Here is a 14,101-nt window from a genome sequence, read left to right on the forward strand (position 1 = left end):
CACCCCCGACATAAATTCAGTAGTGTTATAACAATAAATTGAATGGATCAGATAAATAATTTTTATTTTTCACTCAATTCATAATTTTTATCATGCGCCTTTTGTTTTTGCACATACTTTTTTGCTGCATAATAAATCAGCATTGCAAAAGGTAAAATCAAAAATAATGCGCCAAAACCAAATACAACATAAGCAAAATAGACATTGGTGATGAGAAAAAAAGCGCCGAATAGGATAAGTTGTCCCACCAATTCACCAAAAAATGCTGTGCAAACCTGCCTACATGTTGGCTGTTTGCTAGGTTCGTTCTTCTGTGGATGATCATTCATTTTTATTTTTTCACAAATTTCCTAACAACATAATAAAGCAGCATCACAAAAGGTAAAACCAAAAATAATGCGCCAAATCCAAACGTTATGCAGGCAAAAATAATGCCACCTATTGCCCCCCCAAATAAAAGGATAATCAAGTAGAATAACAATTCACTAATCAAAGCATCAAAACCTTGGCTAAGGAACTGTTCACCCCAATCTGAGCGGCGATATCGTCTACGCTCTGAATTCTTATTATTCACGATATTTCCGATTCACATAATACCTATTCTTCTAACATCATAAGTACTATGTGAGCAAAGTAAAGATTATACGGATACGATCGACCAGTCTTGAATATCCCAACTCTGTTCTTGCGCTAATTTTTCTAAACGATCGTCTGGATTCACCGCAATCGCATGGGTTGCATACTCAAGCAAGAAACGATCATTAATCGAATCTGAATACGCCCAAGACTCATCAACTGCTCTTCCCTGTAACCATTGATCTAAACGAGCAAGCTTACCTTTCTGATAACAAGGTAAACCTGTCACCTTACCCGTATACTTCCCATCAAGAACTTCGGCATTGGTGGCAATAATTTCTGTAATCCCAAATTCACGAAAAATCGGTGCAGTAATAAAATCACTGGTTGCAGTAATCCCAACAATCGCATGACCTAAATCTTGATGCTTCTTGATTGCATCAAATCCTTTTGGGCGCATTTGGGGACGAATCACTTTTTGCATAAACAACTGATGTAGTTCAGTTAAATAAGTATTGTCATGCTTGGTCAAAAATTCAAAGACAAATTCGTTATAGGCAATCGGGTCAAGCTGCCCTGCCTTATAGTCCTCGTAGAATTTATCATTCATTTGACGATGATGAACTGGATCAACCAAACCTTCATTCACTAAAAACTCACCCCATGAGTGGTCAGAATCGGTATTTAACAGGGTGTGATCTAAATCAAACAAAGCCAATTTCATATAAATGCTCATTTAAATGCAAATTAAAGAAAAAAAACGTAAATCTATTTCCGTAAGTGACTAAAAATTCGTTAAGATCATAGCAATTTTAAACATTTTACTTTGACCTTTTTCGAGTTGGACGTGAAGAGTGACTGTCCCCGAGATCAAAGTCAACGATATAGAGAAAATTTAGGTAGCCAAATGATCGACTCAGAAGGTTTCCGACCCAACGTCGGGATCATTTTGGCAAACGATGACGGACAAGTTTTATGGGCAAAACGCATTGGTCACAATGCTTGGCAATTTCCACAAGGAGGGATCCAGTTTGGAGAAACCCCTGAACAGGCACTTTATCGTGAACTGAGAGAAGAAGTCGGTTTATTGCCCGAACACGTCCAAATAGTAGCGCAGACTAAAAGTTGGCTGCGTTATCGTTTGCCACATCGGTACATTCGGTCAGATTCTGATCCGGTATGTATTGGACAAAAGCAAAAGTGGTTTTTACTGAAATTAACGGCATCGCCGCATCATATTCAGTTAAATCTATCAGACCCACCCGAGTTCGATGAATGGCAATGGGTGAGTTACTGGTATCCATTAGGTCAAGTAGTGAACTTCAAAAGAGATGTTTACCGCAGAGCCATGATGGAGTTGTGTTTACAATTACCGTAGCGTTAATCGTCAACAAATCATCACTTTAAGCAATGATTTTTGATTATAGAGCTGTTATAACTAGACCGATAACGATTTATAAATTGGAGTAAACATCCATGTCAAACATGCAACTCGACACGCTTAGACGCATTGTGCAAGAAATTAATGCGTCCGTCAGTTTGCATGATTCTTTGGACATTATGGTCAATCATGTAGCTGAAGCGATGCATGTAGATGTATGCTCCATTTATTTATTGGATGAACGAAACAAACGCTATGTGCTCATGGCTTCAAAGGGTTTAAAACCTGAAGCTGTTGGACACGTTTCTTTGAGTGTTGGTGAAGGCCTCGTCGGTTTAGTCGGTAAACGTGAAGAAATTGTAAACCTAGATAACGCACCTAAGCATGAACGCTTTGCTTATTTGCCCGAAACAGGTGAAGAGCTATTTAACTCATTTCTTGGCGTACCCGTGATGTATCGCCGTAAAGTGATGGGCGTTTTAGTTGTTCAAAATAAAGAGTCTCAAGACTTTAGTGAGGCGGCTGAATCATTTTTGGTCACCTTATGTGCGCAACTCTCAGGGGTAATTGCCCATGCGCATGCGGTCGGAAATATTGATGTTTTCCGCAAACCGACCAGTGGTTCATCTTACAAAACATTCCAAGGGGTTTCAGGTGCTGGAGGGATTGCATTAGGTCGTGCCATCGTGCTCTATCCCCCAGCCGATCTTGCTGCAATTCCTGATCGTGAGGCTGAAGATATCAGTGATGAACTTGACCTATTAGATCAAGCGATTGCAGCAGTACGTTTAGATATCCAATCTCTAGATGAGAAAATGCAAGATTCATTGATGTCAGAAGAACGCGCATTATTTAGCGTATTTTTACGAATGTTAGATGAAAATGTATTGCCAAGTGAAATCAAAGATCATATTCGTGCAGGTAGTTGGGCACAAGGTGCGGTTCGTAAAGTCATTGATAAGCATGTAGCACTTTTTGCACAAATGGAAGATGATTACTTACGTGAACGCGTCTCTGATCTCAAAGACCTCGGTCGCCGTATTTTAGCCTGCTTACAAGAAAATGATTCGAGCCACCGTGAACTTAGCCCAGACAGTATTTTAATTGGTGAGGAAATTAGCACGGCGGCTTTAGTTGAACTTCCTGTTGATAAAATCGCTGCGATTGTGACTTCTGAAGGTGCAGCGAATTCACATATGGTGATCGTTGCACGTGCGTTAGGTATTCCAACTGTTGTCGGTGTGACTGAGTTACCCATCACCACGCTTGATGACATTGAAATGATTGTCGATGCTTATCAAGGGCGTATCTTTGTTAATCCACCACGTCGTTTGCGTCAACGTTATAAAGAAGTCCAGAAAGAAGAAGAACAAATCGCAAAAGATTTAAAGCAATACGAAACCAAGGATGCAATTACACCTGATGGTGTTTCTATTCCGTTGTTCGTCAATACAGGTTTGATGATTGATGTGGTTCGTGGGGTGCAACGTGGTGCAAAAGGTGTCGGTTTATATCGTAGTGAAATTCCATTTATGCTACGCGAACGCTTCCCAGGTGAAGAAGAACAACGTGCCATCTATCGTCAGCAGTTGAGCCATTTTGCCAATAAGCCCGTGATTATGCGAACTCTCGATATCGGTGCAGATAAAGATTTGCCTTATTTTAGTATTGAAGAGGAAAACTCGGCATTAGGTTGGCGTGGTCTTCGCTTTACTCTGGATCATCCTGAAATTTTCTCAGCGCAGATTCGTGCGATGCTAAAAGCCAGTATTGGTTTGAATAATTTGCATATTTTGTTACCGATGGTGACAAGTGTCAGTGAAGTTGAGGAAGTCTTGTATCTATTGGAACGAGACTGGTTAGCTGTACAAGAAGAAGAACAAGTCAAAATCACTAAGCCTAAAATTGGGATCATGGTTGAAGTACCGAGTGTACTTTTACAAATTGGTGAGTTTGCGGAGCTAGTCGACTTCTTTTCAGTTGGCTCAAATGACTTAACCCAATATTTATTGGCTGTTGATCGTAACAATCCTCATGTTGCTAACGTATATTCGCACTTTCATCCGTCTGTATTACGTGCTTTAAACCGTTTGGTAGAAGATTGCCATATTTATCAAAAACCAGTCAGTGTCTGTGGTGAAATGGCAGGAGATCCATTATCTGCCATTTTACTGATGGCGATGGGTTTCAATACACTTTCCATGAGTTCTAGCAATATATTAAGAGTTCGTAAAGCGATTTGTCATGTCCCAATGAGTGATGCAAAACAACTCTTAGATGATGTTTTACACATGAATAACCCTCTGGTCATCAAAAGTTGGCTTGAACACTACTTTAAAACTCATGGCCTTGCAGATATGGTCAAATCAAATCGTTTAGTCAGTTAACATGATTGTAGAAAATAAAAAAGCGATCATTACTCAGTTGATCGCTTTTTTATTTTCAGTATTTATTGATTCTGTCGTAAAAAGATCTGTTGTTTGGTTTTATTCAGGCTAACCGCTGGGAATTTACGATCATAATCAATTGCAATCAGATCTTTACCAGTTAAATTTTTAACATCAGGTTCCCATGTAATATAGTAATTCAATTCTGTATTATCTCGAACTGATGGCTGAATAGTTTGACGATGATTTGCAGGAATATTCAAATCAACTGTAAAAGGCACCTGAGATACTTGTATTTTCTTTTGTGTGATTAAGGTCGCTGGAACATCTGCCATACGGTTTTCAACCGCATATAAACGAACCGTACCTTGTTGTTGCACAACGTTATAAGTACCTTGTCCCACAAATTCAACACTGAGTGATTGAGCTGCATCCGCTTTAGTTTGATCTGACTGCGGCATAATAGATGTACATCCTGCTAAGACGGTTAAAGATAGCCCTAAACCGAGCACTAATTTCTTCATTTGTTTTAATCTCTGCAAAATTAAGCTCAAAATAACATAGCAAATTTTAATATCATGGGGTTTTACATATCTCCAACCGAGTTTATGTTTTTAGATACCAAAATTGAATATAAAAACAGGTATTAAATCCGCTCATTCACGTCAAAAAAGATTAAACAAACGCATTCTCAAATGACTATTTTTAGGTGATTTTACATAACTCCAACATGGCAAAGATGTCTCTGAATGAAAGAAATTAATCAAAGCTTGTTTCTGAATGTCAGCTTTTTTCCTACTTCTAGTTAAAACCTAGCAATCCAGTAAGTCTTTATTTTTCCATTATCTTTTATCTATTCTTAACAAATTTCATATCTACAAAAACTCAGTTGATCTTTAAGCTTTAAACAGCTTCAATCGGATAAAGCATTTATGACATCAACTTTAATCCATTGGAAAAAAAACTTTCATCAACCTAGAGTAAAAATACAAAGGATGTAAACCTCATCATTAAAAATCAATTTAGGCATCTTCATTTTTGATACCCATTTTGTAGCTGATACGGTTAAACATTCATATCTTTGAACGGTCAAACAGTTCGGATGACCCAACTCACAGGTCATCTTGATGGAGATAGAACATGAGCCAAGACGATAAAAAATGTCCTTATAGCCACTTAACCACTGATTTTGGCGCACCCGTGGTGGATAATCAGAATAGTATGACAGCAGGTGCTCGGGGTCCTTTATTAGCCCAAGATTTATGGCTAAATGAAAAACTTGCCAACTTTGTCCGTGAAGTGATTCCTGAGCGTCGTATGCACGCTAAAGGTTCTGGTGCCTTCGGTACATTTACAGTTACCCATGATATTACTCAATATACTCGCGCTAAAATCTTTAGCGAAATTGGCAAAAAAACAGAAATGTTTGCTCGTTTTACCACGGTTGCAGGTGAACGTGGCGCAGCAGATGCTGAACGAGATATCCGTGGTTTTGCCTTAAAATTTTATACTGAAGAAGGTAACTGGGATATGGTGGGTAATAATACCCCTGTATTTTTCTTACGTGATCCACGCAAATTCCCAGATCTCAACAAAGCAGTAAAACGCGACCCAAAAACCAACCTTCGTAGTGCCACCAATAACTGGGATTTCTGGACTTTATTGCCAGAAGCACTGCATCAAGTCACGATTGTAATGTCAGATCGCGGTATCCCTGCTAGCTACCGACATATGCATGGTTTTAGTAGTCATACCTATAGCTTCATTAATGCAGCCAATGAACGTTTCTGGGTGAAATTCCACTTTAGAACGCAACAAGGAATTAAAAACCTAACTGATGCAGAAGCTGGTGAATTGGTGGGTCAAGACCGTGAAAGCCATCAACGCGATTTATTCGATGCCATCGAACGTCAAGACTATCCAAAATGGACGCTTTTCGTACAAGTCATGCCAGAACAAGATGCTGAGAAAGTTCCATATCATCCATTCGATTTAACTAAAGTTTGGCCTCATGGCGACTATCCACTGATTGAAGTTGGTGAGTTTGAACTCAATCGCAACTCTGAAAACTTCTTCCTAGATGTTGAACAGTCGGCTTTTGCACCAAGTAACTTAGTGCCAGGTATTAGCGTTTCACCTGACCGTATGTTACAGGCACGTCTATTTAACTATGCGGATGCGCAACGTTACCGTTTAGGTGTGAACTATCAACAAATTCCAGTGAATGCTGCTCGCTGCCCTGTTCACAGTAATCACCGCGATGGTCAAGGTCGCATTGATGCCAACTATGGTGGTTTACCACATTATGAACCCAACAGCTTCGGCCAATGGCAAGAACAGCCGCAGTACAAAGAACCACCATTGAAAATCAATGGCGATGCAGACTTCTGGGATTATCGTGAAGATGATAATGACTACTTCAGTCAACCTCGTGCCTTGTTCGAGTTAATGACTCCTGAACAGCAAGATGCCTTATTTGGCAATACAGCACGCGCGATGGGCGACGCGTTGGACTTTATCAAGTATCGTCATATCCGCAATTGCTATGCTTGCCACCCTGCTTATGGCGAAGGTGTTGCAAAAGCACTCGGTATGACTGTTGCTGATGCGCAAACTGCCCGTGAGACTGACCCTGCTCGTCACTTACCAAGCTTTCTTTAAACCCTAAAAGATCCAAATAAAAAGCCATCTTCAGATGGCTTTTTTTATGAACTTGGGTAACAATTTAGTCAATTTCTTAAGAAAAATAATCATGTCAAAACAATTAGATCAACTGATTCAAAACCATAATATTATCTTGTTCGATGGCGTGTGTGTTCTTTGCTCAGCATGGGCAAATTTTATGATCAAGCATGATCCACGTTATCAATTCAAACTGGTTTCTGTGCAATCAGACTTGGGGCAACAAATCTTAAAAAAGTATCATTTCCCAACTGACCATTTTGAAACCATGCTCTTACTTGAGAAGGGACAATTATTCACTGAATCAACAGCTTTCTTACGTGTGATGGAATCCCTTGATTTTCCTTACAACACATTACGATATGGCAAGTTTGTTCCAAAATTTGTACGTGACTTTACTTATCGACGCATTGCCCTTAATCGTTATCAACTTTTTGGTAAGACTGAAGATTGTTATGTGATTCAAGCGAGTGATAAACAGCATTTCTTATTGGATGATGTTTTAAGATGAGAAATGCTGAACTTACAATTGCACAGATTTTAAAATTCTGTCAGCTGATTATTGCCTTTCTTTGGATTTATCAAGGTTTAATTCCTAAATTAATTTTTCAGGTAGAGGGTGAACAATACGTTTGGCAACAATTACATATTCCTGATGTGTATATACCATGGTTAGTCTCGCTTTCAGGGATTAGCGAGATCATTTTTGGTATTCTCTTTCTGTTTATAAGACATCAATATTTGCACTGGCTCAGTATTTTGAGTTTAGTTGGGTTATTTATTTTTATTCTATTCATTTACCCAAATCAAATTTACCAAGCATTTAATCCCGTCGTGATGAATATTGCATTAGGGAGTCTTTCGCTGATTTCAATCTGGTGTCTCAACGCAAAGACTCACACTAAGCCCGAATGAAATGTCCTTCACGAATACAATAAAATGGATTGACTAATTTAGATGAGGATTTCATTGCTTGTTGTAACTCATGTTCAGGAGCATTGCGGTCTTCATCAGTAAGTTGGAAAGTACGAAAATGAATGGCCAATGAACGATGCGCATGTAAATCTAAATGAGCGTGAAAAGCATCTTGTGGATTCATATGCACATATCGCATTAACTTTCGTGGCTCATAAGCACCTATGGGTAATAATGCAATACGTGCATCACCATAGCGTTCATGAATTTTTTTGAAATGCCCTGCGTAACCTGTATCACCCGCAAAGAAGCAATGTCCTGTCTTTGCTAGAAGCGAAAAACCACCCCACAAAGCTCTATTTTGATCCCGTGCTCCACGTCCAGAAGCATGTTGTGCTGGGGTATAGGCTATCTTGATTTCGTCATGAAAAGGAATTTCTTGCCACCAATCCATTTCAATCACATGTAAATGTTTTGCTAAGTAGTAACCATTACCTAAACCCGTATAAATCGGCATTTTAAATTTCTGATGCAGCCACTCCAACGTAGCCAAGTCCATGTGGTCATAATGATTATGGCTTAATAATACTGCATGAATCGTTGGAAGCTTTTCTAAAGCGATCCCTGCCGGGCAAACTCGTTGTGGGCCTTGACCTTGCTTTGGACTAACATAGTCACACCAAACAGGATCGGTTAAGAAGTTGTAAGGGCCTATTTGGATCAGAACCGTTGCATGTCCTACAAACCAAATCTGCCAATTATTTAAATCTGCGTGTGGTCTATTTTGTGGTAACTCAAGCATTTGATTACGCAAATTAGCTTCATGCGCACGATCAACATTCCAAGTATAAGATTTTCGTGTCGCTAGCCATTTAAATAAACCCTTACGATCAAAAGGCGTGAGCGGTTTTTCCAAGTTATAAAAGCGATCAATGCCACAATGGTCAGAAGACTCATGCGGAAATGGAGGTTTTCCCCAAGTATGGCTCAAGCAAGATTTGGTCGGCAATTGATAGGTTAATGTCGGCTTATCTTTCATGTACTTCTTCTTTGCTGGAATTAAATCGCACAAAATTCCGATAGAATTGGGATAATGAGCAGTCTTACTCTAACTTTTAAAATCAATCTAATTGTATGATTTTTTTAGAGGGTTTAACCACCTCTCAACAATCGAACTTGATCCTAACATAAGCTTGTTAGTTATGCTGATTTTATCTAGTCGAGTCAATACAATTTTAGGGTACATATCAAACTTTTCCACTATTTAGCTTATATAGTTTTTTTATTTTTCTAATACATTTTTTATATTTTAAGATAAAGTATATTGTTTACAAAAACAGCTATTATATAATGGACATCGAGAAGTACTTTCTAACACCCATACTTTACAATAATAGTAAGACATATTTGGATCAGTCTAATGGAATTACGTCATTTACGCTACTTCATTACGGTTGCAGAAGAGCTTAGTTTCAGCAAGGCTGCACTAAAGTTACATACAGCTCAACCCTCTTTAAGCCAACAAATCAAAGACTTAGAGGATGATATTGGTGTTCAATTATTTTATCGCACCAAACGTAAAGTTGAATTGACTGAGGAAGGTCTGGTTTTTTTAGAACAAGCACGCTTAACCTTAACTCAAGCGGACAAAGCCATTACTATGGCGCGACAAGTTGCGGCAGCAAAAGTACAATGCCTAAGAATCGGATTTGTACCTTCTGCTGAAATTAGAATTTTTCCCTACATTTTCCCTAGGTTACGTATAAAAACCCCTAAACTGCAAATCAACACATTAAACTTAAAAGAAAGTGATCAAATCGCAGAATTAAAAAAAGGTGATTTAGACATTATTTTTATTAATCAAGACTTTCAAAATGAATATTTTGCCAGTCAATTGGTTTTGAAAGAACCGTTAATTTTTATCTTGCCGAAACAGCATCCTTTAGTGGAGTTTAATGCATTAAATATTGAACAACTGAATGGATTGGAACTGACCATTCTATCACATAAAATTTCTCAACCATTGGCTCAAACGATTCTGAAATACAGCGATCAGCATCGAATTAAATTTAAATCGGTCAACGAAACCAACACGATCGCTGAATGTATTCAAGCAGTACATAGTGGTTTGAGTTGCGCGATTTTACCTTCTTATATGCAAGCACTTGCGACGGATCAAATCGTTGTTCGCTCATTAAACTACCCTCTGCCGAGTCTCGATGTATTTATGAGTTTCCATCGAACCTCACCAAGCCAAGCAGCAGAACAATTTTTGGAAGAAATTAGACAAGTTTTCGAACTAGAACAGTTAGCACTTTATGCAAGCTAAGAAAAAAGCCGATTTAAATCGGCTTTTAGTTTGTCTACTTAGGCTGGTTCACTAAAAAACGCTACAAATTTTTGATAACTTTCACGCTGTTTTACATTTTCTAAATATTGTTCTATTACGGGATGAGTCTGTATTTGACCAATTTTCAACTGCCAAAATAACATTGCTGCAACCATCACATCTGCTGTGGTAAATTGTTGCCCACATAAATATGGATCAGCCTCATTTAAGCCCTGAATAAAGGCATGATAAGCTTCTTCATAATCACCATAGCCCACAAACATTTTCTGATCAGATTTTATCTCTACACCCAACATTTTGTTGGTCGATGCTGCTTCCCAAGGTCCAGAAATAAACATAAGCCAACGATAGTACAACCCTCGCTTAGGATCATTGAGTGCTGGTGCTAAGCCCTTATCCGCGAACTTATCTGTCAAATATGCACACACTGCTCCAAGCTCATAAATCACTATATTTCCATCGACTAGAACAGGAACTTTTCCAAAAGGGTTTATTTTTAAATATTCTGGTGCCTTCATTTCTGTCTGGTAAGCCACTTCTATTCGCTCACAGGCAACCCCCAGCTCAATGAGCAACCAATCAACAACCATACCGCGAGACTGAGTATTTGTATAAAATTTAAGTGTCATTTTTCATATTTCCTTGTTTATTGGTGTTATTAAAATTTAATCGTTCACATTGTCAGTTTTTGTCAGTAGTCGAACGGCATACTTCCTGAGTCCACCATTGTTGAAAAAGTTGTTGTTTGAATTGTGGATAGAGCTCTTGGCTTAAATTTAAACTTTGCATACGATCAAGTCGAAAATTTCGAAAATCATTGCGTAATTCACACCAAGCAGCGAGCACAATCTTGTCATTAAAATACCCAAGTGCAAACGGCCAAACGGTTCTCGCACTGGTACGTTGCTGTTCATCAACATAATCAAAGAAAATTTTAACTTGAGATCGAATCGATACTCTGACTTGCTCAACCAATATTTGATTGACAGGTAGCCATACGTTAAAGGCTCTTAATGTGGTTTGCTGTAATAAACTTTGCCGATGTTCAGGTAATACCGCATTTAATTTTGCTAACACTGAAATTGATGCTTCATTCAAAGCTTGGTCAGGAATACTTTTGAGCCAATATAGGGCTAAAAACATGGCTTCAATTTCATTTTCATTCAAGGTCATTGGAGGAAGCAAAAAATCTTCTTTAAGCTGAAACCCCAATCCTGCCGCTGCATCAATTTGAACGCCTTGTTCACGCAAAGTGTCTATATCACGATAAACGCTACGCTGACTAATCTGCAAACGCTCAGCCAAAACTTGTGCGGTGACTGGATAACGATATTGTCGAAGGAGTTGTAATAAATTCAGTAATCGAATAGAACGACTCATGCTATCCCTATTGTTATTATTGATGATGAGAAAATCAGCTTTCTCACCATCTTATCTTTGCAAATAATGTGAATCGCTTAACTTTCAGTAATCACTGCGCGTTCCAATATACTTTGCAAATAAGCATGTAAATCCTGCACATTATGAGCAATCGTTAAAGGCTGGTATTGTTGCAAAGTTTCAATACTATGCACCCCATAGCTGACGCCAATACGTGGCATATTCAGATTTCGAGCCATCTCTAAATCGTAACTGGTATCCCCCACCATAATGGCGCATTCAACGGCTACATCCAACTCAGCAAGAATCTCCTGCAACATCAATGGATCAGGTTTAGATTTGGTCTCACTAGCTGCACGGGTAATATCAAAAATCTGATGACTATTGGTTTGACTTAATACACGATCTAAACCTTTACGACTTTTACCCGTCGCAACTGCAAGCTTGATCCCTTGTTGTTTTAAGTCAGCCAACAACTCTGCCACACCACTAAACCATGCATCGCCTTTTGAGTTTGCAACATAATGATCTGCATAGCATTGCAAAATATCTTGCTGCAAATCTGGAACCTGCGGAAATAAGATTTGCATCACTTCAGGTAAACCTAAGCCAATGATACTTTTTGCAGCTTCATTCGTTAAAGGCTGCTCAAACTGCTGCGCCGCATATTGCAAACTCGCCACGATTTGTCCAACCGAATCGAATAAAGTGCCATCCCAATCAAAAATCACCAATTCGATATTTTGACTCATTTCTGCTTTCTCAATTCATTGATCACTTGTTGCATATCTTCTGGCATTGGCGCTTCAATCACTGGATAGTTTGGTATTTCTAAGCGCATGGCATGTAGGCATAAACGACGTGCTTCAGGACCTTTATAGTCTGTATTGTGTCCATATTTATCATCACCAACTAAAGGATGACCAATACTTAAACCATGTACACGGATTTGATGGGTACGTCCCGAAAGCGGTGACGCATGCACCAAAGTCGCTGTCTTAAAACGTTCAACCACTTTCCAGTCAGTCTTACTCGGCTTACCGTCTTTGGTCACACGGACACGACGTTCACCATTGGCAAGCTCATAACGCAATAAGGGCGCATCAATCAATTGCTGATCCAAACTGACTTGTCCTTTGACAATCGCCGCATACGTTTTTTGAATTTTATGCTCGCGTAGTAAATCCTGAAGCAGTTTTAAGGTACTACGTTTCTTACTGATCATAACCAAGCCCGAAGTATCTCGGTCAATACGATGGATCAGTTCCAAATATTTTTTACCTGTCGCAGCACGCAAGGCTTCGATTAAACCATATGCCACACCACTGCCACCATGGACGGCAATACCAGACGGTTTATTCACGACCAATAAGCCTTCATCTTCGTAAACCACACGACTAAGCAGGCTTTGCGCCACGCCATCACTCACTGGTGCCGCGCTTTCATCCTTTTGTTCATAACGAATTGGTGCGACACGAATCTGATCGCCAATATTCAAACGTGTTTCCGCTTTTATTCTTTTTTTGTTTACACGTACTTGTCCTTCACGAATCAAACGGTAGATTCGACTCTTCGGTACACCTTTTAATCGGGTAAATAAAAAATTATCTATTCGCTGCCCGTCTTGATGCTCATCCACGTCAAACCAAGTGACACTTTGCCATTGTTGTGTAGAATTCATACGCTCGATTAATCCAAGATTTGCTAAATATGATTAAAAATTGATCATTTAGCTAAGTTATTTCACAAGAAACCTAAACTTAGCCCATAGGCAGATGCCGCAAGGTTTGATATATTCAGCGCACGGATACCACCGTAAGTGAGCATCAGATCAGAAATTTTATTTAGATAAAATTTTAAATCGACGAGATATTCACCAACAACTCGGATAGGTCCTAAAGAATTATGCCGACGCCGAAGGCTTATTATATCGGCAAAATGGCAAACTGTTGCGTTTAATTGTGCATCAGCACATACAGTTTGTTCAGAAAAAATATGTTGCCAACAAATTTGTTGGTTATTAAACGTAAACTGATCCACATCAGACAATTTGCTCCCTGATGTCGCATTCAGGCTAAAGCGTTGATGCATTGGAACTGCTAAGCAGAGATACGATGATCATTCCGTATCACGAGACTTCCAGATGGATCGACTTCAATGCTTAATGACAGTGAAAGTCACCATCCAATGCACCGCTCACCCGCCAGTGAAGCGTCTAGGAACTTTGATTATGCTGGGTCTAACGATATTTCACAGATGCAAAACATGGATGAAATATCATTAGACTGAAGATTAAGGCACTATTGCTGACATCGAAATAAACGTATCAAAGCACAAACTGAATATTTACAGTCAGTGGTTTCAGAGCATCATGTACAAAGCTGCTTCTGAATCTTGATCGCGCCAATTTGATGTTTGCTCAAAAGTATC

16 protein-coding genes are annotated in these 14,101 nt (G+C 39.1%); 6 read left to right on the forward strand and 10 right to left on the reverse strand.

The features are described from left to right. Positions 1-62: 62 nt before the first annotated feature. The 3 genes from O1450_RS14015 to O1450_RS14025 form a co-directional block, all read right to left on the reverse strand. Positions 63-329 carry a hypothetical protein gene (locus O1450_RS14015; protein ID WP_269228916.1) on the reverse strand — a complete coding sequence of 89 codons (267 nt, stop codon included), beginning with the start codon at positions 327-329 and terminating at the stop codon, positions 63-65. A gap of 2 nt (positions 330-331) precedes the next feature. Beyond that, positions 332-574, reverse strand: a complete 243-nt coding sequence (locus tag O1450_RS14020; protein WP_004916632.1) for a hypothetical protein — start codon at positions 572-574, stop codon at positions 332-334. A 66-nt stretch (positions 575-640) separates the two neighbouring features. Next, a complete protein-coding gene (locus tag O1450_RS14025) occupies positions 641-1,300 on the reverse strand; it encodes an HAD family hydrolase (protein ID WP_269228917.1) in 660 nt (219 codons plus the stop codon). A 183-nt stretch (positions 1,301-1,483) separates the two neighbouring features. On the opposite strand from O1450_RS14025, the gene O1450_RS14030 reads away from it, so the two are divergent. Further along, positions 1,484-1,954 (forward strand): RNA pyrophosphohydrolase, encoded by a 471-nt coding sequence (locus O1450_RS14030; protein WP_269228918.1) that lies wholly within the window; start codon positions 1,484-1,486, stop codon positions 1,952-1,954. Between the two features lie 98 nt (positions 1,955-2,052). Further along, on the forward strand, positions 2,053-4,344 hold the full coding sequence (gene ptsP / locus O1450_RS14035; RefSeq protein WP_269228919.1) for a phosphoenolpyruvate--protein phosphotransferase: 2,292 nt from the start codon (positions 2,053-2,055) through the stop codon (positions 4,342-4,344). Between the two features lie 62 nt (positions 4,345-4,406). Here ptsP and O1450_RS14040 read toward each other — a convergent pair whose 3' ends face one another. Then, complete coding sequence (locus O1450_RS14040; protein ID WP_269228920.1) at positions 4,407-4,868, reverse strand: hypothetical protein; 462 nt, start codon at positions 4,866-4,868, stop codon at positions 4,407-4,409. Positions 4,869-5,484: 616 nt separating this feature from the next. Here O1450_RS14040 and O1450_RS14045 point away from each other — a divergent pair. The 3 genes from O1450_RS14045 (at position 5,485) to O1450_RS14055 (ending at position 7,941) form a co-directional block, all read left to right on the forward strand. Continuing rightward, entirely contained in the window at positions 5,485-7,005 is a 1,521-nt protein-coding gene (locus O1450_RS14045) for a catalase (protein ID WP_269228921.1), read from the forward strand. A 91-nt stretch (positions 7,006-7,096) separates the two neighbouring features. Further along, the gene (locus tag O1450_RS14050; protein ID WP_269228922.1) at positions 7,097-7,537 is read left to right on the forward strand and encodes a thiol-disulfide oxidoreductase DCC family protein; all 441 of its coding nucleotides are present in this window, start codon (positions 7,097-7,099) and stop codon (positions 7,535-7,537) included. Beyond that, positions 7,534-7,941 carry a DoxX-like family protein gene (locus tag O1450_RS14055; RefSeq protein ID WP_269228923.1) on the forward strand — a complete coding sequence of 136 codons (408 nt, stop codon included), beginning with the start codon at positions 7,534-7,536 and terminating at the stop codon, positions 7,939-7,941. The genes O1450_RS14050 and O1450_RS14055 overlap by 4 nt, the downstream gene beginning before the upstream one ends. Here O1450_RS14055 and O1450_RS14060 read toward each other — a convergent pair. Then, complete coding sequence (locus O1450_RS14060; protein WP_269228924.1) at positions 7,928-8,980, reverse strand: MBL fold metallo-hydrolase; 1,053 nt, start codon at positions 8,978-8,980, stop codon at positions 7,928-7,930. The two genes, O1450_RS14055 and O1450_RS14060, sit on opposite strands and share 14 nt — an antisense overlap. A 381-nt stretch (positions 8,981-9,361) precedes the next feature. Between O1450_RS14060 and O1450_RS14065 the strand changes: the two genes are divergently transcribed. Then, on the forward strand, positions 9,362-10,270 hold the full coding sequence (locus tag O1450_RS14065; protein ID WP_269228925.1) for a LysR substrate-binding domain-containing protein: 909 nt from the start codon (positions 9,362-9,364) through the stop codon (positions 10,268-10,270). A 38-nt stretch (positions 10,271-10,308) separates the two neighbouring features. Here O1450_RS14065 and O1450_RS14070 read toward each other — a convergent pair whose 3' ends face one another. From O1450_RS14070 to O1450_RS14090, 5 genes are all read right to left on the reverse strand, one after another. Then, positions 10,309-10,920, reverse strand: coding sequence for a glutathione S-transferase family protein (locus O1450_RS14070; RefSeq protein WP_269228926.1), 612 nt, complete (start codon positions 10,918-10,920; stop codon positions 10,309-10,311). Positions 10,921-10,972: 52 nt separating this feature from the next. Beyond that, positions 10,973-11,671 carry a helix-turn-helix transcriptional regulator gene (locus tag O1450_RS14075; RefSeq protein ID WP_269228927.1) on the reverse strand — a complete coding sequence of 233 codons (699 nt, stop codon included), beginning with the start codon at positions 11,669-11,671 and terminating at the stop codon, positions 10,973-10,975. A gap of 77 nt (positions 11,672-11,748) precedes the next feature. Continuing rightward, positions 11,749-12,423 (reverse strand): HAD-IA family hydrolase, encoded by a 675-nt coding sequence (locus O1450_RS14080; RefSeq protein ID WP_269228928.1) that lies wholly within the window; start codon positions 12,421-12,423, stop codon positions 11,749-11,751. Next, a complete protein-coding gene (locus O1450_RS14085; protein WP_269228929.1) occupies positions 12,420-13,352 on the reverse strand; it encodes an RluA family pseudouridine synthase in 933 nt (310 codons plus the stop codon). The genes O1450_RS14080 and O1450_RS14085 overlap by 4 nt, the downstream gene beginning before the upstream one ends. Positions 13,353-13,414: 62 nt before the next feature. After that, entirely contained in the window at positions 13,415-13,762 is a 348-nt protein-coding gene (locus tag O1450_RS14090; protein ID WP_050042107.1) for a hypothetical protein, read from the reverse strand. Positions 13,763-14,101 lie beyond the last annotated feature (339 nt).

It is taken from the genome of Acinetobacter sp. TR11 (genome assembly GCF_027105035.1).
Taxonomy (GTDB): Bacteria; Pseudomonadota; Gammaproteobacteria; order Pseudomonadales; family Moraxellaceae; genus Acinetobacter.

Excerpts from the sequence above, each read along its gene's own strand:
- O1450_RS14015 (WP_269228916.1), bottom strand. The coding sequence starts at position 329 with ATGAATGATCATCCACAGAAGAACGAACCTAGCAAACAGCCAACATGT.
- O1450_RS14025 (WP_269228917.1), bottom strand. The coding sequence starts at position 1,300 with ATGAAATTGGCTTTGTTTGATTTAGATCACACCCTGTTAAATACCGAT.
- O1450_RS14030 (WP_269228918.1), top strand. The coding sequence starts at position 1,484 with ATGATCGACTCAGAAGGTTTCCGACCCAACGTCGGGATCATTTTGGCA.
- ptsP (WP_269228919.1), top strand. The coding sequence starts at position 2,053 with ATGTCAAACATGCAACTCGACACGCTTAGACGCATTGTGCAAGAAATT.
- O1450_RS14040 (WP_269228920.1), bottom strand. The coding sequence starts at position 4,868 with ATGAAGAAATTAGTGCTCGGTTTAGGGCTATCTTTAACCGTCTTAGCA.
- O1450_RS14045 (WP_269228921.1), top strand. The coding sequence starts at position 5,485 with ATGAGCCAAGACGATAAAAAATGTCCTTATAGCCACTTAACCACTGAT.
- O1450_RS14050 (WP_269228922.1), top strand. The coding sequence starts at position 7,097 with ATGTCAAAACAATTAGATCAACTGATTCAAAACCATAATATTATCTTG.
- O1450_RS14055 (WP_269228923.1), top strand. The coding sequence starts at position 7,534 with ATGAGAAATGCTGAACTTACAATTGCACAGATTTTAAAATTCTGTCAG.
- O1450_RS14060 (WP_269228924.1), bottom strand. The coding sequence starts at position 8,980 with ATGAAAGATAAGCCGACATTAACCTATCAATTGCCGACCAAATCTTGC.
- O1450_RS14065 (WP_269228925.1), top strand. The coding sequence starts at position 9,362 with ATGGAATTACGTCATTTACGCTACTTCATTACGGTTGCAGAAGAGCTT.
- O1450_RS14070 (WP_269228926.1), bottom strand. The coding sequence starts at position 10,920 with ATGACACTTAAATTTTATACAAATACTCAGTCTCGCGGTATGGTTGTT.
- O1450_RS14075 (WP_269228927.1), bottom strand. The coding sequence starts at position 11,671 with ATGAGTCGTTCTATTCGATTACTGAATTTATTACAACTCCTTCGACAA.
- O1450_RS14080 (WP_269228928.1), bottom strand. The coding sequence starts at position 12,423 with ATGAGTCAAAATATCGAATTGGTGATTTTTGATTGGGATGGCACTTTA.
- O1450_RS14085 (WP_269228929.1), bottom strand. The coding sequence starts at position 13,352 with ATGAATTCTACACAACAATGGCAAAGTGTCACTTGGTTTGACGTGGAT.
- O1450_RS14090 (WP_050042107.1), bottom strand. The coding sequence starts at position 13,762 with ATGCATCAACGCTTTAGCCTGAATGCGACATCAGGGAGCAAATTGTCT.